We start from the raw sequence: 25,565 nt of genomic DNA, 5'->3' as shown, positions 1-25,565 counted from the left end.
TCATGCAATCATAAAAAAAATTAATTAAATTAATATTAATCAACAATATAAATTTAATTAAATTTTAATTTCTTATATTCTTTAGATTTATATGAATTTTTTTGAAATTATTTATACGATTTTCAAGGTAATATTAAAGAAAAAATCCCTTTATTTTGCTTCCATATATGCATCTTCTAAAAAAGAATTTTCTGACTTATTCTTAATGTAATCATGATCGTAACTTCCAAAACGTATTCAACTAAAATTACCCAAAAAAAAGTATTCAACTATCTTACTTGGGTAATATTTCTTAATCTTTCATCGTTTCTAAATATTTCTTCTAAATTGGAAATAAAATTTGAACGTAAATCTAATTCTTCTAAATTAACTAAACTTTTAAAAACATTTTGCGGTAAAATTTGTAATTTATTTTCATTCAATGTAAGTTTTTTCAATTTAGTATTATTTTGAAATACTTCAGGATCTAAATGCTCTAATTTGTTATCATACATACTTAAACGTTCTAAATTAGTTAGATTTGAAAAAATCGTTTTCGGCAATAATTTTATTTTATTCATATCCAAGCTTAATTTTTTAATATTGCTATTATAAATAAATAACTCATTATCTAAAGATTCAATCTTATTTGATAAAAGAGAAAGATAATTTAAATTTATCAATGTTGAAAAAATTTCTTTTGGTAATTCAGATATCTGATTCCCTTCTAAGCTTAATTCTTTCAAATTTATATTATTACTAAAAATATCAGCATCAAGTAAAGTAAATTTATTTTGAGATAGATAAAGCTTTTCCAAGTCTCTTAAATTTTTAAAAGTATTTTTAGGTAAAAAGTATAATTTATTGCCAGAAATATAAAGTTCTTTTAATTTAGAATTATTTTTAAAAATATCTTCGCCTAAATTCTCTAATTCATTCCTATCTAAAATAAGTTCTTGAAGCTCTTGTAAATTAGAAAAAATATTGGTTGGTAATTTATTTAACTTATTATCTGCAAGACTAATACCTCTCAATATTTTATTAGTAGAAAATATAGAATTATCTAAATTTTCAAGATTGTTTGAATAAAGATCTAACCATTCAAGTTGTTTTAATTGCAAAAAAGCATTTACTGGAATGTTATTTATTAAATTATCCCCAAGAAATAATCCTTGAATTGATTTTAATGAAGTAATAGGACTTATATCTTTTATTTTAGAATCAAGATTTTCTCCATCTAAATTTAATAAACGTATTAATTTAACATTACTCGTATTACAGTCACTATCTATTTTTCTAGCTGTTTTTGTTGCTTCTAAACCTGTGTTTAATGAACACCATTTTTTATATGAATAGTTCATTAAAAAACTGACTTTTTTAATGAGTACATCTCCCATTTTAACATTAAAAGAGCAATAGGTTGCAGCATCTATAGAATTTGGCAATTGAGAGATAAAAGCATAGCCCTGCTTTATTGAAAATAAAACTTCATTACATTTAGTATCTTGAGTAGTAGTTGCATCTAATACTATTGTGGGAAAAGCATTTTGTATTCTAGGAATTTGTATTTTATAATCTGAAAGCTTAGAAGTTTCTTCATCTATACCACCTGTTGTTATTTCACCATTAATTTTTGCAACCTTAGCACTCAAATTACCATTCCCATTTTTATTCTCAATAATGTAAATTATTTCATTGTCATCCGCAAAACTTTTTTTGGAAATAGGCTGTTTTGTAGGTTTAGGTTCAATATACATTTCAAAATCATTTTGATTGTTTGCATAGACAGAAATGGAATACAAAAAGGGTATAAGTAAATTAATGTTTAATAATTTTTTTAGCATTTTAACTCCTATTAAAATAATTAGAAAATGTGGTTCTCTGAAATAGTTATCCTTGTTTGCTTTAGTACAAACTATATTTCTTAAATACTAATACTAAATTATAAATGTCAAAAAAATATTTAAATTTATTTATATTAAATATTTAACTTTGCTTAAATTGAACTCAAAATAAAAATAAAAACTTGCAAACAAAAATAAATATATTGAAATTACTAAATATTTTAAAATTATACCTCTTAAAAAAAATTTATAATTTTATAATAAAATGTTCTTTAACATCACTAAAAATTTTTAAAATCTGTTATTTTTGAATATTTTTTAGATATTTAATTTAGAATTATTCATTTTATATTTTCATTTAATAAAGAAATATTAACATAATTTTTAAATTAAATAGAATTTATTTGAAAACAATTTAATAATTATTAATTTATAAAATTCTATCTTAAAATATAACTTTTAATCCTTTTTGAAATTGAGAGCCTTTATATTTTAATAGATAATTTTAAATTTACTTACATATTTATAGAAGACATAATTTAAAGAAAAATATTACTTAATTTTATACTTAAAAAGAAGTTAGTTACAAAAAAATAAAAAAATATGATTTACTTTTAACTAAATAGTACAAATTTAATAAAAACATGCTATTAAGAAAAATAGCTTCAGTATTATTCAATTAAATATGAGGCAAAACAAAAATATATTGAATTAAAAAAATTACTGCTTTATAAGAGGCTTAATCCATTATTGGATTATGTTTTTCAAATTCATATTTTCTTGTTCATAAATTTGAAAACTATTGTACTCCAGGAGAAAATAATGTACAGTTTTATTCCAATAAAAGAAGTTTCAAGAAAAAAAATATTTCACCAATTTTGTGAAAAGATAAGTCCATTAATTAACTACAACAACTTTACTATTGCCATACATGATCAATTTTCCAATAAAGGAGAAATATTAACAAATAATACAAAATGGGATGACTATTTAGAAAAAAATCATCTTCTTAAATTTGATACTTTTTCTTCATGCATTTTGAAAACAAAAAATTCAATAATTATACACGATTTACTAGATGATTTAAACAATTATGGTTTTAATTCTACTATGCAAATGAAACATTCTCTGGGAAAGGGATTTTCATTTAGATTTAAAATGGATAAAAAAATTTTTACATGCAGCTTCCATTCAAGTAAAAAAAATAACTTAAATTTTATTGAATCAGCAAAAAATCATTTAAATTTTATTAACTGCAATAAAAATATGTTAAAAAATATTTGCAAAATATTTTTCTATATTTACTTTAATTCAAATAAAAATATGTTGGAATTTGAAATTATGATAAACAAAAATAATACTGAAATTAATACCAAAGAATTAGCTGATAGAATTCTTCGCATTAGAAAATTTTTAAACTTATCAAGACCTGATTTAGAAAAAAAATACAATATTCCAGAAATTTCTTTAAAAAGTTGGGAAAATGGAATTAGAACAATTAAAGAAACAAATCTTGATATGCTTATAAATATTTATCAAAAATATAATAATGACATCAGTCCAATATGGATTCGTTATGGTATTGGCGAAATGCTTGCTACAAATAATTCTAATGATAAATTTAGTAAAATTACTAATTCATTAAGGCTAGAGCACAATCTTGACAAAGAAATAAATTCAATAGAATTCGACTCAAATGATGAATCTATAGTTCAAGAACTATTGTCTTATATTGATAATAACAAAAATATTGTTTTAGTAAAAATTTCAGGACAGAACATGAAGCCTATTTATAATTGTGGTGATTATGTTGGAGGAAAAATAATACGAGATAGTAATTTATTTAAAAATTATGCGAATACTGATGTAATTGTAAAAACTATTGATGATAAATTATTTGTTCGAAGATTGTCATTACCAATTAATTTTGAAAAAAGTATTTACAATTTGCATGCTGTTAATTTAGAAAATGAAATAGAGCCATGTATTCATAATGTACAGGTCGATTTCATTGCGCCTATAGAGTTCATGCGAAGAAAAATTTAACTAAAGTAAATCGTATGAAATATACTTATTAGATGTAGTTAATAGAATTAGTTTATACTTTCCTAAAGCTTCATTCACATATCTACTAGGTTGCCCATTTTGTGGATAACTTAGTGGCAAGATATTACTTTCTATAAAGTAATCTGCAAAAATTGTGACAGATTTTTTTGGTGAATTTAAAATTTTCTTATTTACTTGGAAATTTGTATTCCTATATCTTTCATTTAGTTCATCAATAAGTAGGTCTTCATCTTCTTCTCTTGACTTATAAAGAAAGTATTCTTTTATATTTTCATCTGCCTTAATTTTTATATTACCCAAATAGTTATAAGTCCCATTATTCCCAACAGCTTTTAATTTATTATCTAATTCAGTTGACTTTATTTCTAAATTATAAACCATTGTATTGCGAACAATAACATTTATTTTTGGTATTTTCTTTTGACTTTCTGAGCTTAAATTTATATTAATGAATAATTCCTCATTATTTTTAGCAGTTATTCTGAAACTATCTATTTCTTGAAAAAATTTTGATATACTTTTGTTATCTTTAAATTCTGTTTTATACTCAATATTTTTTATTTTATCTTTCAATGTAATTTTGCTCAAAGACAAATCACATTCATCATAATTTTTAATAATTAAATTACTTAATGCTGTATATTCGCCCATTCCCAATTTCCAACTTCTTTCAGAAGAATAGGGATTGCAGCTAGGTGAACTGGTTCCTTCAATTAATAAATTGTATTCATTTCTATTTGACACTTGGTTTTGAAACGATAGGGATACATTAGTAGAATTTGAATTTTTATTTGTATCTTTTTTATTTACTTTTCCACAACTGACAATAATTTGTAGAAAAATAAAAACTACCATTTTATTGATACAGATTTTCATTTTATTCTCTTTTATAATGGATTTCTTTTTTTTCTTTATTAAATATACATTAGATATAATGTGCTAAAAATAGCACATTATATTATTTACTTACTGTTAGATTGAAAACTTGGTAACTATAAACTTCTTTAGCATTGATAGTTTTCTTTTCTCTTAAAATAATTTTTGCTGATAAATTATTTAAGTTTACATTAGTCCAATTAGCCGGAATTTTAGCTTTATCATGCACGGTGCTCCCTGAAATTACAAATGAATTATGTATAGAAGAACTTATTTCCCATGAATTAGGAAATTTGAATTTACTAGCTATTTCTTCAAATGTATTTGTTGACTCAGAGCCTGGTATAATAGCAATATCCAATCTTTCAAATACAACATTTTCTTGATTTTTAAATACAAGATTTCCTTGTAAACTAATTGCAGAATCATCTTTATCAACATAAGCTTTAAAATTAGTATTTTCTATTTTAAAATTTGGCCCTTTAAGCATATTTATATTTAAATTATTTTGCTCTACAACAAAGACATCTTTAATACTTGCTAAAGTTGAAACACCACCATCTTTAACGCTTGTGATGTGTATAGATAATGTTGGTTTTGCTGAAAAGTCAGCAGGTGTAATTTTTGCAAAAGTATATAATTTGTCAACATTCCCTTGTCCAGCAGCAAAAACTGCTGCAGTAGTTCCAAAATCTTGGTTTGCAACAAGTCCCGTAGTATTAACATCATTATAACGGGTTAAAGTATTATTTTGAAATAGGCTAAAACCTGTTACATATATACGACAATTTGTATCACCTTTTTTTACGATAAGATTTGATGTAGATAAATTCTGTGATATTTGCCACGTATCGCTTGCAGTTTTATCTCTACAGTTTGAATACTTTCCATAAACAACCAGTTTATTAATCATTTCTTGAGTAATTGTAGCACTAGTTGAAACTTGCATATCAGCTATAAAACTTTTGTCATTATCTTCGGATTGTTTAACAGACTCAGTTTTGCCACAACCTACTATTGAAAAAGCTGATAGTACTAATAATGATAATTTATTTTTCATAATGTTCTCCTTCTAAAAAAATTCTTAACTACATTTTATGAATTACATAAAAAGATACAAAATTGCAATTTTTTTTAATATGTATCTTTTTGTGCAATTAGAATTTTTAACTTTTTGTTTATATTAGAAATTTTTAGTAGAAATAGATGTTTAGATTTTTTAGCCAAAAAAATTATTTTAATGGAAAATAAATCTATGGTTTAAATATCATTTTTACTAGTCCAATCTCAAAATTATTCATTTCATTTTGAGATAGAATTGAAGTTTCATTCTTAGAATAATATTCTAAATAATACTTATTGTTCAATCTACTGATTGAAAGAACTTCTTTCAGTTTTGTCTTTTTATGTCGCACAATGTAATCTGCTGCCGCAAATGAAATTTGAGTTGAATAAATTTTTTCTGCAATAATAATATCGTTTAATTGGTATTTCCCATTAAAAGTACTTTCATTATCTATATGATAAACTTCTATATTACTTAATTCCAAAATATTTTCTAAAACTTCTGAAAAAATATAATTTTGTTTACTAGACTTCATAAAATGCTCAAAATTAAAATCAGAAATATCAATCCCAGAAATTTTCCCTAGAAAATTTAATGTGACAGAATTTAGATTTGAAAATTCCAAAAGAAAAGATATTTTAGATTGTACTTCTTTTGGCAAATTGTAAAAAAATTTTTCATTTTCATATATTGCCTTAAGATCTACAAATTTATAATATAGTTTATTTTGCATGAATGATTCATTATTGTATGAAAGTGCTGACATAAAAATCCTTAATAATTTTAGAAATAAATTAACTACATTTTAAATATATTTATCTAATTCTAAAATTTAATAATTAGTTCAAAATTTTGTTATTTTTATTTAATGATATTTCTTAGTCTATTATTTTGTCTAGAGCGGAGTTCATTTAAATTTGTTATTGCACCTTCATCAACATCTATAGAGTTTATATTCGTTAAATTATCAAAAATATTTGCAGGAAGATTCGTGAGACTATTTAGATGAAGATGTAATGTATATAATTTTACATTATTCCTAAAAATTTCACTATCTATACTTCTTAAAGCCATCCGCCTAATGTCTAAAGTAGATAAATTCACTAGTGTTGAAAATATTCCCTTTGGTAGCAAATAGACTTTATTGTCATCAATGTCTAAGTAAGTTAAATTTGTATTGTACTGAAATACATTTTCCTCAAATTTTGTTATTTTATTTTCCCATAAAACAAGAGATTCTAAGTTTTTTAGTTTTGAAAAAATTCCAGTTGGTAAGTTTTCAATTAAATTGGCTCTAAGATTAAGTTTTTTTAATTTTACCAGTCCTGAAAGTGCACTAATATCTTTAATTTGACCACTTGTTTTTTCAAATACTGTTAAATTTTTTACTGTGTTTGCATCACAGGTACTACTCACTAATCTAGCTGTTTTCGAGGCTTCAGTTCCGGTACTTAAATTGCACCATTTTTTATAAGAGTAATTCAATAAAAAACTTATTTTTTTAATAGTTCTACCATCTGCATTTATATTAAAAGAGCAAAAAATTGCTGTATCTAGTATATTTGGTAATCTTGAGATATAGGCGTAAGAACTTCCAAATGAAAATTGAATTTCACTGCATTTTGAATTTTGTTGAATAGCCTGATCCAAATTAACTGCCAAATTGCTATTCGATGGAGTTGATAGTTTAATTCGATAATCAATTAATTTATCAGCTTCCTCATCCACTCCACCAGTGGTATCAACGCCCTTTATTTTTGCTATCTTGGCCTTTAAATGCCCAGTGCCTTCATCAATAATATAAACAACTTCATTATCTTGAGCATAATTTTTATTTGAAAAATGCGGTGGCGATAATTTTGGAATAAATTCAAGTTCAAAGTCATTCGGTTGAGCATATGATGAAAATGAAATTAAAAATAAGAAAGATAAATTAGCTTTTACAATTTTTTCAAACATTTTAGCTCCTTAATTTTAGGGAAAGTTGTTATGAGTTTTTTCTAAAATAGATTTTTAGTCTATTATAATAAGTAGCAAGATGATAAATAAACTTACTTATTTTTATTTTTATTATATTTTTAAAATTATATAAAAATTTTATAATAAATTTTTATTATTGCTTTTTTTTCATACACTTTAAAAATTAAAACATTTCCTAATTTAAGTGCAAAACTATAAAAAACAACAGGTTACATATGCACTATATTTTAGCAAGTATTGCAGTATAAAAATTTACATGTTGCTAAGTAACAATACTATAAAAAGAGTAAAATAAATATTTTCATATTTTTTTAGGATGTTTAAAATATCTCATAGTAAATAGAGTATATAATATAGATTAGTACAAATCAAAAATTAGTTTCTGTGCAATCAAAAAAATTATCGTTCTTCAACTTTTTTTAAATCACGGGTATTTTTTTGAACTGCTATAGCCGCAAATAACGAAAGCAAGTATGCCATAATATAAAAACCCTTTTCACTTAAAGTCAACTGCGCATTAAATAAACCAACTCCAAGCAATAGAATTGAGATAGAAAATGAAATCCAACAAGTTGCCAAATAGACTTGACTAGAAGGGTATCCTTCCATTTTATCGCGCACAGATTTTTGTAAAGAAACAGCTGAGAATAAACCAAACATTAATATAACAAAAAAATAACCTTTTTCATTAAACTGGATAGTTGCATTTGTTAAGCCAATCATATAGCTACCAAAGCCTACTATTAAGCATCCCCAAGATGCAATTGTAAATGAATTCGTTGATACTTCTTTCTTTTCCATGATACCTCCACATGAATGAAGAATAAAAATCTATACTGCAAATTTAAAAAACTACAAAATTATTATTAAAGCATATTTTTTAGATAATCACTCATTAAAAAATATTTTTTTAGTTACTTTTCATCATTAAAAATACGAGATATTTAGGAACGTGTTTAAATAATAATTATTTTTTAAACAATAAACTCTTAAAGGATTAAAATGATTAATAAAAAGTACGTTTCAAGTTTATTACTTCTTTTCATTGCAAGCTGCGGCTCAAAGGGAAGCAGTAATATGAAAAACAATACTGTAAATAAAAAAAGCCATTCAGCAACCATTGCTAATCATATTCGCTATAAAATTTGGGAAGTTGAAAGTGAAAAAAATAAAAACCCTACTTTTTATTTTTTTAACATCTCTGATTTAAAAACATGCGTTGTAAGCATAAAAGATATTAATATTGTTGAAAAGAAATTTCATAAGTATAAATTTATTGATGAATCTAAAATTCAAGTAAGCTTTTTGAATTATAAAACTCTTATTAACATTGATATGTATCCAAATTTATCCATTGAATTTCTTGACAGCAAACAAAAGTATTACTTAAATGAAATAAAAGATAAAAATTATTCTTCTGAAATAGAAAAAAAATGTGGATTTAATGCATAAATATATTGAGTATGTAAAATGTTTTTTTAGATCAATTTATAATAATTTTATTCCTTTAATTTTTACTTTTTTTCTAAGAATTGGATTAAATAAAATAAATATTATTCTAAAATTCAGAAATACTACTTCTAAATTTTAAAGGAAATTTAGTAAGCTAAAAGTAAAGCTTTTTTATCTTCTTCGCTTAGTTTGTAATTTTTCGTTAACAAACTGCCATCTTTTTTCGACAAAACTGGTTTTTTTGTGTCTTTTGCACAATCATAACTACCATAATGCATTATTGATTGAAAATCGTATTCTCCAAAGCGAGTAGTGTGTTGCTCATTTTTCTTAAAGTTTTTTTTATCATCATCCTCAATATTGGAATCATCTATATTTATAAATTGATCTCTATCAAATCTTGATTGCTCGTGATGAAATCCTAGTGCATGCATCAATTCATGCAAAATAGTACCATGAGTAAGACACGTCTTAGTATTAGAAAAACCAAGAGATAATTCTTGTTTTCCACCTATCATTCCTACATAACTCCAACACCAACCATTTTTTACAATGTGAATGTAATTGGGCTGATTGGCATTTGCATACCCATAACATTTTGGTGGAAAAGAAGAACATCCGTATATTTGGTCTTCACGTGGTTCAAAGCGAATTCTTTCATTAATTGAAGAAATTTCATCCATAGCATGCCGTATTTTTTCTTTATCTTCCATTGTAAATACATCATCAATTATATAGTAAACAATACCACTTGGCCAAAAACTTGTTTGTTCAACTGGAGCTGATTTCTGAATTATGTTTCTTTCCTCTGAATAATATGCATTTCCACTAAAACAAATAATAAAAAAATTAAGTAAGATAAAATATTTAAATATATTCTTCACTAAATACCTCTTTAAAATTAAACAATAATATTAAATTTTATGAAAAAATCTTGCTCAACAAAATATAATTAATGCAAGTAAAATTTCTCTATTTTAAATTATAATAAATTGCAATTAATAAAAGATAAATATTTTATAGATATTTTTAATTCAAAATTATTTTTTTAGGATAGATAAATTTCTAACTATAAGAAATTAAATTTATTAATAAAAATTAAATAAAATTAATCAATAAATTTAAATTATTAGATAATACGTTAGAAATATTCTATTTTTTTTCTACTTTATAAGAAGATACGTAAGAAAAAAATAATTTTTTAGGAACTTGAAATATTTTTATTATAGGATATTAAATAATTTTTTGGAGTAATTATGCATACTTTTTACAAATTTTATATACCTATCCTTTGCTTATTTTTTTGTCCATACACATTATTTTTAAAAAGAAATAAACTAGCCTCTTTAAAAATAAATGAAAAAATAACTGTTATTAATAGTAATGAAAAGTCAAATTCATTAAAATCAAGTAATAATATATTATCTTAGCTTCTAAATTTATTTAATGTAAATAAATTTCAATATTTTTTAGATAATGAGGTCTTTAATTATAATAAAATAGATATTTCAAAAAATGAAATAATCATAGAAATTTTTTTATGAATTAATAAAATTGTAAAATAGGAATTTACGATATAGATTAATAAAGATGTAATAGGAATTATAGTATTTCCTTATTAACTTAATATTTTTTGGGAAGCATATTTTATTTTAGAGGACATTATTAAGTGATTATTAAATATTTAAATTTTGAAGTTAATAAAAAAAATTTTTTATTTTTCTTTTTACCTATTTTTTTTCTAATAATTTTTGCAATAATTATTAAAATTGATATTTTCACAACACTTCATTTAGCTATCACTTTAATGACAACACTATTAATATTTTATCTTTGCTTTTCATTTTTCAATAATTTTGATAAATTTACTGAATCTCATGCTCCAGAAGTTCTTACGACTATTGGTATAGCAGGTTGCTTTATTGGTCTAATTTTTGGTTTCTTTCCAATTGCAAAAATGTCTATACTTGAAAAAGAAAATGCAGATCTTTTTTCTAAAATACCTTCAATCATAACTAGTGTTACTCTTTCCTTTATTTCATCGGCTGTAGGCGTAATTGCAGCATTAGTTATTAAATTTAAGCACAAGAGTATTTCTGAAAAAGAGAAATTAGCAGAAAATAAAAACAACATGAGTGTATTAATAAATGAATTTAAAAATTTAAATGAAAATTTAACTCAAAATAGTAATATTGCTATTGTAGATGAATTAAAATTACTTAGAAATGAAGTTAATCTTTGCTTTTCTAAGCAAAATATTTCCGTTGAACAAAAAATGAATGAAGTTATTAAAAACTTATCTAATTTTTCAGATCAATTAGTTAAAAGCAGTTCAAGTACAATTATTGATGCTCTTAATAAAGTTGTAAAAGATTTTAATACAAATATAACTAGTCAATTTGGAGAAAATTTTAAAGAACTTAATTATGCAGTAAAAGATTTAGTTAGTTGGCAAAATCAATACAAAGATGAACTAGCTATAATGCGTATCTCACAAACACAAATGACTGAAGATATGCAATTGGCATCAAAATATTTTTCTGAAATAGCTACAAATACAAAAATATTGAGCAATATTTCAAACGAATTTAATTCTATGATAGAAAATTTACAGCAAAATTTTCATTCTGCTATGCAAGCTCATAAAAACTTATCAGATGCTATCATACCTATCAGTAATATTGTGCCTGAATTTTCTAAAAAAACGAATGATTTAATATCTAATCTTGACTTAAATATGCAACGAATTTTTTCTACCATAGAGTCGCATGAAAAAACATTAGTTTTAGGTTTACAAAATACGCACAATGAAATGAAGGAAATTCTTACTGAGACGGTAAAAATAAATCAAAAAGAATTATCTTCACATGTGAAACAAATTACAGAAGATATGGCTAATAAAGTAAAAATATTAGATACTGCATTAGAGACAGAACTAAACAAATCTCTTGAAACCCTAGGACGTTTAATGGCATCTTTATCTGAAAAATTCGTTAGTGACTACTCTACTATTAATTCATCTATAACTGATAATTTTAAAAATATTTTACACGCTATCGAAGAAATCAAACCTGAAAATATCAATAGGGTGAATTAATAATGCTATCTGAAAATTCTGAATCTAAACAATCCCATTGGATTCCTTTAAGCGATATGATGACTGGTTTAATGTGTGTGTTTCTCCTTTTATCATTAATTTGTATCATTGAGCTACAATCAAGAGCTAAAGTTGCCATTCAATTAGCCCAAGATTTTCAAGGTGCAAGAACTGATTTGGCAAGTGATTTTAGTAAAAATTTTGCAAATGAATCATCAAAATATGGTGCTATTTATCTAGGAAATACAGATTTTAGATTTCCTGGAAATTCTTTTCATACAGGCAGTCATGAACTGAATGAATCATTCAAAAAATATTTAACTGATTTTTTCCCAAAGTATCTTTCAATATTACTAAAAGAACCTTATAAAAAATATATTTTAGAAATACGAATTGAAGGACATACTTCACCCTATTGGTCAGATGCAAAAAGTGATTTAGATGCTTATATTAAAAATATGGCTTTGTCACAAGCTAGAGCAAGGTCTACACTTGAATTTATTTTATCAATTAATTCTCCTATTATTCAAAATAAAAATAATTTTAAATGGCTTAAAGAGAAACTAACTGCAAATGGACTTTCATCATCAAGACCTATCAAAAAAGAAAGTAACAATGAGATTGATTTTTTAGCTTCGCAAAGAGTAGAATTCAAAACTAACTTACTACCAGATCCTAAAATTGCTTGTGAATTAGAAAGCTTTACAAAAAATCAAGCAAAAAATTGTTTGGAAAAAATAAAATGAGACTTATTGATTTTCACCAATTTCCTCCGTTGCAAAATCTTATTAATAAATTGAACATTTCTGTTCAAGAAGATTTTAAATTTAATTTAAAAAAAAATACGCCAATACAAATTAATTTTTTTAAAAGTAATTTAGAAGATAATATTTTACAAATTGAGAATTTTGACTTAGTTATAAAAAATAATGATAATACTTTAATATATGCAAATAATAAAAGAGTAGTTTTATACATTAGAGAGTATATTAAAAAAGAAAACTATAAGTATCCAAAATATCATATTACAGAATGTGATACTGTTAAAAATTTTCGTCAAAAAAACAAATCAAACCGATTTGTTATTCATACAAGAGAAGATGAAATGTTTCATATAAATGAAATTGAAAACGGGGAGGTGAAAGCTACATTAGTAAATTTGAAAGTATGTACTTATTGCTTAAAGAATATTAATTGGAATGACGGAGAATTTACACTAAAAAAGTTCTATGAAAAATTTCCGAAAGATCTTGTTAAAAGTAAACCTAAATATACATCCGATATGGCTCCTTTGAACTACTACACCTCAAATTGGTCTGAAATAAGCTTTAAGACCAAAAAATCTAAAAATTTTAAGTGTGAAGAATGTAATATTTATTTGGGAGAAAAAGAACATTTAAGTTTTTTGCATGTGCATCATATAAATGGAGAAAGGAATGATAATAGTAAAAGTAATTTACAAACACTCTGCTATGAATGCCATTCCAACAAACCTAGCCATGAACACATGAAAAAAGAAATTATGTATGAAAACTTTCTAAAGTTAAAAAAAAAGTTCAACTAGAAAAATATTACTTTAGCGATAATCTCTTTGCGCTGGCTTACAGTATTCAAACTCTAATTGCTCTGTAATTCTTTCAGGTACTTTATTCTCACCATTTGTTACCCAACAAGCAATATGGCAAAATTCTTTATCATTTCTTTGTGGATCGCCATTTTCTGTTTGAAACTCTTCACGAAAATGAGAACCACATGATTCCTCTCTGGCTAAAGCATCGCGGCACATTAATTCTGCAAGTTCAAAATAGTCTGCTATTCTATTTGCTTTTTCTAACTCTTGATTCAATGTGTTTGCAGTTGCTGGTAATTTTAAATCATTCCAGAAGGCTGCTTTAATTTTTGGAATTTCTTCTAATGCATGCTGTAATTTTTCTTTAGTTCTTGCCATTGAACATGCATTCCACATTAGTTTTCCTAATTGTTCGTGAAAATTATCGGCGAGGGTATTTCCTTTAATTTGCAAAAGTTTTTCTATCCTTTGAGTATTTTCATTAACATAACTACTAACATCAACTTCATTCTGTTTCATAGGTTCAATATTTGTACTGGCTAAGTAATTTCCCAAAGTGACAGGCAAAATAAAGTAACCATCAACTAAGCCTTGCAACAAAGCGTTGGCACCTAAGCGATTCGCTCCATGTTCACTAAAATTTGCTTCGCCTAAGACAAACAAACCAGGAATATTCGACATTAAATTATAATCTACCCATAAACCACCCATAGTATAATGAATAGCAGGATAAATTTTCATAGGTACTTTATAGGGATCATCACCTACAATTTTTTCATACATTTGAAACAAGTTACCATATTTATCTTCTAAAGATTTTTTGCCTTGAGTATGAATTTTATCTTTAAAGTCTAAATAAACAGCTAGTCCTGACTGCCCTATTCCAAAACCATCATCACAAATTCTTTTTACAGCACGAGAAGCGACATCTCTAGGTACTAAGTTTCCAAAATTTGGGTAAATACGTTCTAAAAAATAATCTCTGTCGGTTTCTGCAATTTCTATGGGAGAACGCTTATCATTTGCTAGGCGAGGAACCCATATTCTTCCATCGTTCCTTAATGATTCTGACATCAACGTTAATTTAGATTGTTCGCTACCAGCAATCGGAATGCAAGTTGGATGAATTTGCGTAAAACAAGGGTTTGCAAAACCAGCTCCTCTTTTATACGCACGCCAAATTGCACTTGCATTCGAAGGTTTGGCGTTGGTTGATAAATAAAATAAGTTTGCATAACCACCTGTTGCAAGAACAACAGCATCTGCACAATAACTTTCAATTTCACCTGTTACTAAATCACGCACCACAATACCACGTGCTTTATTATTAACGACTATAAGATCAAGCATTTCTTTGCGATAATGTACTCTTAAATTTTTCTCTGCAACTTGCCGCATCATTCCCTGATAAGCACCAAGTAACAATTGTTGTCCTGTTTGGCCTTTTGCATAAAAGGTGCGTTGTACTTGCGTTCCACCAAAGGAACGATTGTCTAACATTCCTCCATATTCCCTGGCAAAAGGAACTCCAGATGCAACACAATGATCAATTACTTTTCCTGACAATTGCGCAAGCCTATAAACCCCAGCTTCCCGCGCACGATAATCACCACCTTTGACTGTGTCATAAAAAAAGCGATAAACGGAGTCACCATCATTTTTATAATTTTTACTTGCATTAATACCACCCTGTGCGGCAATTGAATGTGCGCGCCTAGGAGAATCTTGTAGACAAAATGCTGTTACTTTATATCCTGCTTCAGCCAAAGATGAGGCTGCAGATGCACCTCCCAATCCAGTACCAACGACAAGTATTGAAAACTTTTTGCGATTGGCAGGATTAACCAATTTGCTTTCAAAAACCTGTTTGTTCCATTTGTCTTCTAAATGTCCATTTGGTACATTATTTTTTAACATCACAAATTCCTATATAATAACAATTTAGTCATTAGCTTAACTATGATTACCATTAAGAAAATGAAACATCATTTTCTTAATTATTATTTATATAATATAATTAAATAAAGCAAACTTGAGAATTATTTTCATTTAAATTCGCAAATCAGTCTAATACTCTATTTTACCTTATATTTATTACTCCTAAAAAATGTTTTGTTACTTAATAATTTTATAATTTATAGATATTTAATTTTTTTACAAAATGTTTGAATTTTATTTTATTATATATTATTTAAAATTAATTTAATTTATTAGATAAATTTTAGTTTATCTAATAGTTTATAACTTGTACGTAAATGAGACCTCCCAATGCCAGAAATTAAAATACCTTCTATTATTAAAATCTTATCATTAACTCTGTCTGCTTTATCAATTGTCAGTTGTGGGAAGAAAACTAAGCCTGAAAATAAATCAAGTGAAAATATAAATTTTTCACTTCAATCTAATTTTAACTCAACAGATTCAAAAATAACTAATGTTAAACTAAAAATTTCACTACAATGCGAAATTTCTAAACTTAAAAAAGAATTAGATATTACAAGCGGTTCTTCTCATCTAGAACTACCAAGTTATGATAATTGTAGTATAAATATAGATAAATTCAATATAAATGAAACTATATACTCTATTGATAATAAACATACAGATAAACAAATATTAGTAGATACAGGTATTAAAAATCAACCCAATATCACGTTGCAGAATGCAAAATATCTCTACCAAAATTTAAAGGACTCAGCGTTTTTAATCATTTCGCAAACTGATAAAAATTTAAGTATTTATATTTCGGAGTTTAAGGGAAGTAACTTAAATGAATATCCATCAGTTTTAACAAATTTAGAAAGTATTAAAATTGACCAGAGCCATCATAAAAAAGAATTAAATTTAAAAGATTTTCTTTCAAAAAATCTTGCTTGGCGCTCAATCAATTCGGCACAAGAGGCTGATTATCGATATGCGGTAGATAAATCTAACACTGAATTTAAAAATAATTGTAAAGTTCATGTCAACAAAAACAATAATTTTAGATTACAAGCACCTTACCGTATTCATAATTTAGAAAAAGTATTTACTGAAAGTGAAATAAATTGCTCTGAATTTCCTTATTTTCTAGATTTTAATACTTTAATAAAAATGAATATAGGTAAAATTAAAATAGATGAAAATACTTTAATAAAATATAACGAATACTTAAATAAAGAAGTTTTTCTAGTTTTTAAAAAACAAGAAGTAGATAGTCTTGTTCCTAATTTTGGATTGATTAAAATAAAAACAAAAGAGCAAATAGACAAAGAAATTAACAACAGTGATTTACAACAACTTCAAGCAATCAATCGTAGTTATGCATTTTTAAATAAAACACCTGAAAATCTAACCCTAGTTGAAAATCAATATAATCATCAAACAAAAATTTTGGAATTCATAAAAAATAGTTACGAAGGAGCAAAAGATTCTAAAATTCATGAGTTTACAAGTGCATTGATTGAAAAATTTGAAGTTCAGTTAACCATACTAAAAAATAAAATGGATGAATTTAAAAACAATTAATTATTTATATTTAATAGCTTGAAAAGGAATTTAATATGAGAAGAAACTCGCTTATTCAAACCAATGCAATAAAGCTAACATGCTTAACGTTGCCATTAATTTTAGTTAGCTGCGGCGTTGCCAAAAAAGAAGAAAAAAATAAATTTACTAAAGGTGAGTTTAAATCTATTTCTTTTAGCTCTAGCAACAGTATTTCCGGAACAGAACAAAAAGGTTTTGATTTTTCTTTTAAAATGAATTGTGACAATGTTAATTATAACCATTCTTTTGAAGTAAAAAATGCCAAAAAAGGGAAAATTGATATTCCTTATAATACTTCTTGCCGCTTAAGCCTTGAAAAATTTAAAATTGGTGAAGATGAATTTACCAAAGATGCTACCTATAATGCGAGTGAAACACAACTTACTTCAAGTAGTTCAAATAAATCTTCAGTCAGCATAACTGCAAGTGAAAAACACTTTTTATACCTACATGCAAAATCTTCTGCCTTTCTTAAAATTGTGAATAACAATAATAATTTAAGCTTTTATATTTCCGAATTTAAAAATGACAATATTTCTGCCCAAACTTCTGTCTTAACGAGCAATGAAAGTATTAAAATTGCTGATATTCAAGTTTCGCAAAAATTGGATATTTCGACCTTAACAACTAATAATTTTAGAAGTGCAAAGAATGAAAATACAGCAGATTACTACTACTATATTGATTTTGAAAATCCTCTTTTTGATAGTCATTGTAAAATTCATATCAATGAAAAAGGGAGCGGAAATTTAATTTTAGGAGAAAGTGTTAATATTGAACAGTTAGAAAAATCTTTTGAAAAAAGTACTCAAAATTGTAAAGGTTTTAAAGAATTTAATGACATAAAAACTCTTGGAAAAAAAGATATTGAAAAAATCCCATACAATCCCCATCTTAATAAAGAAGTATTTTTAGTATTTAAAAAACAAGACCAACTAAAACCTAGCATCGTCCAATTTAATGTTCTTAAAATAAAATCAAAAGAACAATTAGATAATGAAAGTAATATACATTTATATAATACCTTAAGCAAAATTGATAATATTACTGAAAGTAATTTAGAAGAAATTAAAAGTAAATTATCGTTTCGTAATGCTCAATTAGCGTACATGAAAAACTCCTATGCCGGAGCTAAAGATTCTCCTGTACACAAAGATACTCCAGAGTTAATTAAAAAATTTGAAGAAAAACTAAATGAAGTAAAGAAAAAAATAGAAGCTTTTGAAAAACCAACTTCTAGCAATCCTTAAAAACTAAAGAACACAAAATAGTAATTGCAATTTTATTTTGCAATTACTTAGAAAAGTAACAAATTAATTTTATTCAATACTTTTGAAAGGAATTTAATATGAGAAGAAACTCGCACATTCAAACCAGTGCAATAAAATTAACATGCTTAGCTTTGCCATTAATCTTAGTTAGCTGTGGAGTTGGCAAAAAAGATGAAAAAAATAAATTTGCTAAAGGTGAATTTAAATCTATTTCTTTTAGCTCTAGCAATAGTATTTCAGGAACAGAACAAAAAGGTTATGATTTTTCTTTTAAAATGAATTGTGATAATGTTAATTATAACCATTCTTTTGAAGTAAAAAATGCCAAAAAAGGCAATATCGATATTCCTTATAATACTTCTTGCCGCTTAAGCCTTGAAAAATTTAAAATTGGTGAAGATGAATTTACCAAAGATGCTACCTATAATGCGAGTGAAACACAACTTACTTCAAGTAGTTCAAATAAATCTTCAGTCAGCATAACTGCAAGTGAAAAACACTTTTTATACCTACATGCAAAATCTTCTGCCTTTCTTAAAATTGTGAATAACAATAATAATTTAAGCTTTTATATTTCCGAATTTAAAAATGACAATATTTCTGCCCAAACTTCTGTCTTAACGAGCAATGAAAGTATTAAAATTGCTGATATTCAGGTTTCGCAAAAATTAGATATTTCTAAATTTAATCATACGAGTTGGAGAGCAACTGTAGACGAGAGAATGGCTGAATATTGGTATGCAGTTGATAAATCTAATCTTCTCTTTAAAGATCATTGTAAAATACATATCAATGAAAAAGGAACCGAAAAATTAATATTAGGTAAAACAACTACTATTAAAGACTTGGAAAAAATATTTACTGAAAATGGGCTAAATTGCAAAGATTTTCCGAAATTTATTGATTTTAATGAAGCAAATGAAGCAAAAAAATCAAATGAAAAATTCTTAATTAAGTTTTCAAATATAAAATACAATGAGTATTTATACAAAGAAGTATTTTTAGTCTTCAGAAAACTTGATCAAACACAATCAAATCTTCCTTTGTACAATATTATTAAATTAGGTAACAAAGAAAATATTGATGCAGGTGTAAATCCTGGTCGATATAATACGATGAGTAAATATTTTGATGAAATTAAAGAAATAACAGCTGCAAATGTAGCTGACGTAAAAATAGAATTTAATTCTTGGAAAATGCAATTAGAATATATCAAAAACGCATATGCAGGAGCAAAGGAATCAGCAGAACACAAAAATACTCCAGAGTTAATTAAAAAATTTGAAGAAAAATTGAATGAAGTGAAGAAAAAAATAGAAGCTTTTGAAAAACCAACACCTAGCAATCCTTAAAAACTAAAGAACACAAAATAGCAATTGCAGTATTATTTTGCAATTGCTTAGAAAAGTAACAAATTAATTTTATTCAATACTTTTGAAAGGAATTTAACATGAAAAAACACTCGCTTATTCAAACCAATGCAATAAAACTAACGTGCTTAACGTTGCCATTAATTTTAATTAGCTGTGGTGTTGGCAAAAAAGAAGAAAAAAATAAATTTTCTAAAGGTGAATTTAAATCTATTTCTTTTAGCTCTAGCAACAGTATTTCTGGAACAGAACAAAAAGGATATGATTTTTCTTTTAAAATGAATTGTGACAATGTTAATTATAACCATTCTTTTGAAGTAAAAAATGCCAAAAAAGGAAATATCGATATTCCTTATAATACTTCTTGCCGCTTAAGCCTTGAAAAATTTAAAATTGGTGAAGATGAATTTACCAAAGATGCTACCTATAATGCGAGTGAAACACAACTTACTTCAAGTAGTACAAATAAATCTTCAGTCAGCATTACTGCAAATGAAAAACACTTTTTATATCTACATGCAAAATCTTCTGCCTTTCTTAAAATTGTGAATAACAATAATAGTTTAAGCTTTTATATTTCCGAATTTAAAAATGACAATATTTCTACCCAAACTTCTGTCTTAACGAGCAATGAAAGTATTAAAATTGCTGATATTCAAGTTTCGCAAAAATTGGATATTTCGAGTTTTAAATATACGTATTGGAGATCAACTACACCACAGCCAGATAGCACAAGAGACAGATGGTATGCTTTTGATACAAAAAATATTCTCTTTCAAGAACATTGCAAAATACATATCAATGAAAAAGGAAACGGAAATATAATATTAGGTGAAGTAATAAAAATTCAAGAATTAGAGAAAATATTTACTGAAGATAAACAAAATTGTAACAAATTTAATAATTTTGTTGATCTTACTGAAGCTTATGAACTTTATAAAGCAGGAAAAACTTTAAGTAGTATGTTTCCTGATAAAGTATACAATCATAATCTTTATAAAGAAGTATTTTTAGTTTTTAGAAAACTAGATCAAACAAAAAATAATCTTCCACAATACAATGTAATTAAATTAAAAAATAAGGAAGCTTTGGATATTGATTCATTCAAAGAAGATTATACTAGTATGAAAAATTATTTAGATAAAATACTAGAAATAACAGCTGCAAATTTAGCTGACGTAAAAATAGAATTTAATTCTTGGAAAATGCAATTAGAATATATCAAAAACGCATATGCAGGAGCAAAGGAATCAGCAGAACACAAAAATACTCCAGATTTAATTACAAAATTTGAAGAAAAATTGAATGAAGTGAAGAAAAAAATAGATGCTATTGAAAACCCAACTTCTAGCAATCCTTAAAAATGAAAGAACACAAAATAGCAATTGCTTTATTATTTTGCAATTGCTTAGAAAAGTAACACCATAGAAATTGTTTAAATTTCCCTTCGTTTAAAAAATCATAGAAAATTGGGACGTTAAATATTTTTATATTTCACTTCTATTTTTCCCTAAAAAATATGTAATTAAGAACACTTTTTCAAATTTTTTAGATATTTAAAATTTAAAAATTGGATTGTAAATTTTTTTGATATGTATTAATTAATAAAAAGTTAAATATAATGCTTAAATATCAACTTTAATAAGCATTTACATATTTTATGATTTTGCTTTTCAAGGTTACAATTTTTATCAAAGCAAAGAGAATCCATATGCACCATGCCTTTCAATCAAGTAAAAGCAATATAATTATTTCTTGTATTCTTACGCCTTTTGTCACTTCCAGTTGTGGCGTTGCAAAAAAAGAAGACAAAAATAAATCTGCCCTTACAGAATTCAAAAGTGTTGCCATGTCTTCAAGCATTAGTACGAAAGATCTAAAAGCTAGCAATGCTCCTATGACAATCGAAATGTCCTGCAAAACTTTGGGCTATCACGATACATTTACTGTAGGGGGGACTAAACCTTTTAAAATTGATATCCCTTTAGATACCAACTGCAATATCAAAATTATAAGCTTTGAAATTAATTCTATTGCATACACTTATCAAGGTACCAATTGGCAACTTGATACAGAAGCAAGCAAAAATAAAATTTCCTATAAATCCAAGAACGAACAATTTTTATATAAACACAAAAATGCTTCGGCATTTTTAATGTTGAAGGTTGAAAATAATAAAATTAATATACATGTCTCTGAATTTTTTGGGGCTACAAATGCTGGATATGCGTTTGATAATGAAATTCATAAATTAAAATTTGATAAAATAGAGCATGCAAGCAATATTGATCTTTCCAATGTGGGCAGTAGAATAGGTTGGCGAATTATTCGAGAAGACTATGCCGAGTATTGGTATCTTTTAGATTTTAAAAAAATACCAGATCAATCGTGCAAAGTGTATTTTAATACCAAAGCGCTTATTTCTAATTCCGTTCAAATACATGAAATTGATAAGGCATATCATGATACAGACAGTATTCCTTGCGAGAAATATATAATAGATACTGACAGTGGGACAACAACATTTACCAGTGATTCAAGTAAAATAATAAACGATGAATTAGACAAAGATATTTTTCTTATTTTTAAAGATACAAGCAATGTTAATTTACCAAAATATGGCCTAATTAAAAAAGAAAAAGAAGACAAATTCATTGATTCTATTTCTGAAAATACAAAAAATCAACTTATTACTAAAATTAAAGATTTTAAAGAAATTAATTCTTCTAACCTAAGCGAAGCTGAAAGCATAAAACTAGATTACGAATTAAAATACAAATTTTTAGAAAAAAAAGTTGCAAATACAAAATTTCAAAGTTCTAAGTTTATAGATAATATCAAAACAAATATTAAGAATATTGAAGATAATTTAAAAGATTTAAGTACGAAAATTTCAAATTATAAAAATACAATTCCACAAAGCACAGGAGATTAATTATCAATGCATAATTTAAAATTATTTACGTTAACAACTTTGTCAGCACTTGCCGTTTACAGTTGTGGTGTTTCCAAAAAAGAAGGCAAAGACAATGTAAAAAAACCTATCTATGCCAGCTTTAGTACAAAAGGTATTGAAGTTAAAGGTCAATCTAAAAATGAAGATGTTTCTTTTCCTATTTCATTTAACATAGCATGTGATACATATGACTATAAAGATCCAGATTATAAAGTTATTCCAGGTAGTAATGACAAAAGTAAAATCCAATTTCCAATAGATACCAACTGTAAGGCATTAATAAACAATGTAGAAATAGAAAATGAAGTTTATATCCCTAAAACAGAATATAAAATAACTACAAGCAATAATCCAAAAACAAAGAAACTAGATTTAAGTTTACCACCAGAACAAATAGCATTTATTAGTAAAAGCGGTGATAAATCATTATTTTTCATCGGCAAAAGAGTAGAAGATAAAGTTACATTTTACTATTCAGCCAATGCAGTGGCACTCAAAGCAGAAATTGAACAGGGTAGCATTAGTGATCATGAGTTAGGTATTAATAGTGAAAAAATAATTGATGTAAAAAAAGCAGAGCTAAAAGTTATTTACTCGCAAATAAATGGGAAAGACATTTTTACAATTACAAGGAATGCGAATTTTGACCATTGGGAAAAATGTAAGTTTTTTAAATATAGCATTGTTTCTTCAATGCTTGATTTTAATAAACCAACTGTTGATCAATTAAAAGAAACATACGAGAAAGGTACTGGAGAACCATGCGAAAATGGAATTGCTTGGCTTGATAAACCTAAAAATACAAACAAAAGAAATTGGAATCCGGATGCAGATAAGGACAAAAATTTTAGTACTTACGTATACTTCTTTATCTTTGAAGCCGAAGGAAAAAATATAACTGAATATGATGCCATTAGAATTGGTAACGAAGAAGAAATAAAACTAAAATACAAATTAGAAAATATAAAAGAATCATCCACTACAACCATGGCAGAAATTAAAGAAAAAATTATTGCATTTAAAGAATATGTCAAAATGGATAAAGTCAAAGAAGTGATTAAAAACAGAAATTTAACTGATATAATTGAAAATGGGATAAAAGATATAGAAAAATTAGCTATAGATGATAATAATAAGGATAAAATATCTAAAAAGGTTGATGAACTTCTAAATAAAATAAATGAATAAATTAATTCCCACTCAATTCCCAGTATAAAGCAATTGCATCGGGCTCATAAACAGCTAAACGAATGCTGCTCTGGGAAATAACTAATATATTGTCATTAACAGCAACACTTGGGGCAACTTTAACCGAATAAAAAATATAATCATTCTTTAAATTTGTCTCAATATCAGCAAATTCAAATTTTCTTTCGTAACCTAAACTACGTTTTTCAATCATAAAATGGTACTCTGATTTATCACAAACAAGTGAATTTTGCATCCATTCCATAAGTTGGGCATCAGAAATTCTTGCCGATTTTTTAATTGCAACTTTAAATATATTGGAATTTTGTTTAGGCAGTCTTAGATAGAAAAAGTCATCTTTTTTCGTAAAAAATAATAACCGATATTTCTCTGAAATTTCTTTATTTAATATATCTGTCATGTTTTTAAAAACATCATGAAATATTTCTTTGTAATGCAAAATATCAAATTTTGCGACTTCAACCAATGGCAAACTAGGATTTAAAGTTATTACACTACCCATCATTTTATTTAAGGTTAAATGCATTTGAATAGGTAACACTTGGTCTTTATTTGCGATAGATTCAAGATAATTTAAAGAGTCCTTCAAACATTTCACTTTGGTAAGATTTTCTTGATGTTTTTTAGGGTTTAATTCATAGCGATCATTTTCAATTTCGCGTTTTATCATAGCAAATTTATTTTGAATAAGCTCCATAGCATCTTCAAGTTTTTGCATAATATATTGATCACTTTTAATATTTAAAGATGGAGGTTGAAATTGCCCTAAACCTATTCCTTCTGTGGTCAATTGTAACCTTGCTATTGGCAAATACCCGCATTCGGTAGGAGGTTTATCGTCGATTAAAAGACTTACAATTTTCTCAACTGTATAAATTGAAGTATCGCAATTTATGATTTCTTTTTGCGCAGATTGAAAAGAGGGTTCTGCATTTACGACTAAAAGATAAATAAATTTTCCATCATTTTCAAAGGGATCAATATTTTGTAAATTTATTTCAATTGTTTTTCCAATTGCTGAGCGATGGTAGAAAACGCTACCATCAGACAAAATACAATCTATCTCTTTAATTTTAAAAATTTTTTTCCTTAGTGCATTTTTATCAATTTCAAATGCATGTATTCCGTAATTATCTGGATACAAAAAATTATAAAATATATTTCCTTTTAATTCAGCTACTTTAAACAAATTAAAAACATTATTTTTAGATAATATATCATGATTTTCAATTTTTATGTAATTTGGATTTGAATAGTTTTCAATAGTCATAATAACCTCATATTTTGTTGCTAGTTGCTA

At 25.7% G+C, this 25,565-nt stretch carries 21 protein-coding genes; 12 read left to right on the top strand and 9 right to left on the bottom strand.

The window, feature by feature from the left end; all coding sequences use genetic code 11:
* Positions 1-269 precede the first annotated feature (269 nt).
* Complete coding sequence (locus GOY08_RS00505; protein ID WP_158996609.1) at positions 270-1,823, bottom strand: leucine-rich repeat domain-containing protein; 1,554 nt, start codon at positions 1,821-1,823, stop codon at positions 270-272.
* A gap of 822 nt (positions 1,824-2,645) precedes the next feature.
* On the opposite strand from GOY08_RS00505, the gene GOY08_RS00500 reads away from it, so the two are divergent.
* Entirely contained in the window at positions 2,646-3,869 is a 1,224-nt protein-coding gene (locus tag GOY08_RS00500; RefSeq protein ID WP_158996608.1) for a hypothetical protein, read from the top strand.
* Here GOY08_RS00500 and GOY08_RS00495 read toward each other — a convergent pair whose 3' ends face one another.
* The 5 genes from GOY08_RS00495 to yiaA all read right to left on the bottom strand — a co-directional run bounded on the left by GOY08_RS00495 (position 3,870) and on the right by yiaA (position 8,613).
* Positions 3,870-4,766, bottom strand: coding sequence for a hypothetical protein (locus GOY08_RS00495; protein ID WP_158996607.1), 897 nt, complete (start codon positions 4,764-4,766; stop codon positions 3,870-3,872).
* 82 nt (positions 4,767-4,848) lie between these two features.
* Positions 4,849-5,826: a hypothetical protein gene (locus GOY08_RS00490; RefSeq protein ID WP_158996606.1), complete on the bottom strand. Its 978-nt coding sequence runs from the start codon at positions 5,824-5,826 to the stop codon at positions 4,849-4,851.
* Between the two features lie 193 nt (positions 5,827-6,019).
* The gene (locus tag GOY08_RS00485) at positions 6,020-6,598 is read right to left on the bottom strand and encodes a hypothetical protein (RefSeq protein WP_158996605.1); all 579 of its coding nucleotides are present in this window, start codon (positions 6,596-6,598) and stop codon (positions 6,020-6,022) included.
* 95 nt (positions 6,599-6,693) lie between these two features.
* A complete protein-coding gene (locus GOY08_RS00480) occupies positions 6,694-7,791 on the bottom strand; it encodes a leucine-rich repeat domain-containing protein (protein ID WP_158996604.1) in 1,098 nt (365 codons plus the stop codon).
* A gap of 420 nt (positions 7,792-8,211) precedes the next feature.
* Positions 8,212-8,613: an inner membrane protein YiaA gene (gene yiaA, locus GOY08_RS00475; protein ID WP_158996603.1), complete on the bottom strand. Its 402-nt coding sequence runs from the start codon at positions 8,611-8,613 to the stop codon at positions 8,212-8,214.
* Between the two features lie 276 nt (positions 8,614-8,889).
* Between yiaA and GOY08_RS00470 the strand changes: the two genes are divergently transcribed.
* Positions 8,890-9,264 carry a hypothetical protein gene (locus GOY08_RS00470; RefSeq protein ID WP_158996602.1) on the top strand — a complete coding sequence of 125 codons (375 nt, stop codon included), beginning with the start codon at positions 8,890-8,892 and terminating at the stop codon, positions 9,262-9,264.
* Between the two features lie 146 nt (positions 9,265-9,410).
* On the opposite strand, the gene GOY08_RS00465 is transcribed toward GOY08_RS00470, so the two are convergent.
* Positions 9,411-10,148, bottom strand: coding sequence for a M12 family metallopeptidase (locus GOY08_RS00465; protein ID WP_158996601.1), 738 nt, complete (start codon positions 10,146-10,148; stop codon positions 9,411-9,413).
* 372 nt (positions 10,149-10,520) lie between these two features.
* On the opposite strand from GOY08_RS00465, the gene GOY08_RS00460 reads away from it, so the two are divergent.
* The 4 genes from GOY08_RS00460 (at position 10,521) to GOY08_RS00445 (ending at position 13,925) form a co-directional block, all read left to right on the top strand.
* Positions 10,521-10,694: a hypothetical protein gene (locus tag GOY08_RS00460; RefSeq protein ID WP_158996600.1), complete on the top strand. Its 174-nt coding sequence runs from the start codon at positions 10,521-10,523 to the stop codon at positions 10,692-10,694.
* Between the two features lie 239 nt (positions 10,695-10,933).
* The gene (locus GOY08_RS00455; RefSeq protein ID WP_158996599.1) at positions 10,934-12,361 is read left to right on the top strand and encodes a hypothetical protein; all 1,428 of its coding nucleotides are present in this window, start codon (positions 10,934-10,936) and stop codon (positions 12,359-12,361) included.
* A gap of 2 nt (positions 12,362-12,363) precedes the next feature.
* Positions 12,364-13,107 (top strand): OmpA family protein, encoded by a 744-nt coding sequence (locus GOY08_RS00450; RefSeq protein WP_158996598.1) that lies wholly within the window; start codon positions 12,364-12,366, stop codon positions 13,105-13,107.
* Positions 13,104-13,925: an HNH endonuclease gene (locus GOY08_RS00445; protein ID WP_158996597.1), complete on the top strand. Its 822-nt coding sequence runs from the start codon at positions 13,104-13,106 to the stop codon at positions 13,923-13,925. Before GOY08_RS00450 ends, GOY08_RS00445 begins: the two co-directional genes overlap by 4 nt.
* 12 nt (positions 13,926-13,937) lie before the next feature.
* Here GOY08_RS00445 and GOY08_RS00440 read toward each other — a convergent pair whose 3' ends face one another.
* Positions 13,938-15,848: a fumarate reductase/succinate dehydrogenase flavoprotein subunit gene (locus GOY08_RS00440; protein ID WP_158996596.1), complete on the bottom strand. Its 1,911-nt coding sequence runs from the start codon at positions 15,846-15,848 to the stop codon at positions 13,938-13,940.
* A gap of 351 nt (positions 15,849-16,199) precedes the next feature.
* Here GOY08_RS00440 and GOY08_RS00435 point away from each other — a divergent pair, with 351 nt between their 5' ends.
* The 6 genes from GOY08_RS00435 (at position 16,200) to GOY08_RS00410 (ending at position 24,244) form a co-directional block, all read left to right on the top strand.
* The gene (locus tag GOY08_RS00435; RefSeq protein WP_158996595.1) at positions 16,200-17,438 is read left to right on the top strand and encodes a hypothetical protein; all 1,239 of its coding nucleotides are present in this window, start codon (positions 16,200-16,202) and stop codon (positions 17,436-17,438) included.
* A 35-nt stretch (positions 17,439-17,473) separates the two neighbouring features.
* Entirely contained in the window at positions 17,474-18,709 is a 1,236-nt protein-coding gene (locus GOY08_RS00430) for a hypothetical protein (RefSeq protein WP_158996594.1), read from the top strand.
* Positions 18,710-18,807: 98 nt separating this feature from the next.
* Positions 18,808-20,082, top strand: coding sequence for a hypothetical protein (locus GOY08_RS00425; RefSeq protein ID WP_158996593.1), 1,275 nt, complete (start codon positions 18,808-18,810; stop codon positions 20,080-20,082).
* 98 nt (positions 20,083-20,180) lie between these two features.
* Positions 20,181-21,461, top strand: coding sequence for a hypothetical protein (locus GOY08_RS00420; protein ID WP_158996592.1), 1,281 nt, complete (start codon positions 20,181-20,183; stop codon positions 21,459-21,461).
* Between the two features lie 350 nt (positions 21,462-21,811).
* A complete protein-coding gene (locus GOY08_RS00415) occupies positions 21,812-23,035 on the top strand; it encodes a hypothetical protein (protein WP_158996591.1) in 1,224 nt (407 codons plus the stop codon).
* Positions 23,036-23,041: 6 nt separating this feature from the next.
* A complete protein-coding gene (locus GOY08_RS00410; protein WP_158996590.1) occupies positions 23,042-24,244 on the top strand; it encodes a hypothetical protein in 1,203 nt (400 codons plus the stop codon).
* 1 nt (position 24,245) lies between these two features.
* On the opposite strand, the gene tssK is transcribed toward GOY08_RS00410, so the two are convergent.
* Entirely contained in the window at positions 24,246-25,535 is a 1,290-nt protein-coding gene (tssK, locus tag GOY08_RS00405; protein WP_158996589.1) for a type VI secretion system baseplate subunit TssK, read from the bottom strand.
* Positions 25,536-25,565 lie beyond the last annotated feature (30 nt).

It is taken from the genome of Pigmentibacter ruber, assembly GCF_009792895.1.
Lineage (GTDB): Bacteria > Bdellovibrionota_B > Oligoflexia > Silvanigrellales > Silvanigrellaceae > Silvanigrella > Silvanigrella rubra.
Note: the sequence above shows the minus strand (reverse complement) of the source record. Positions and strands in the feature narration are given on the sequence as shown.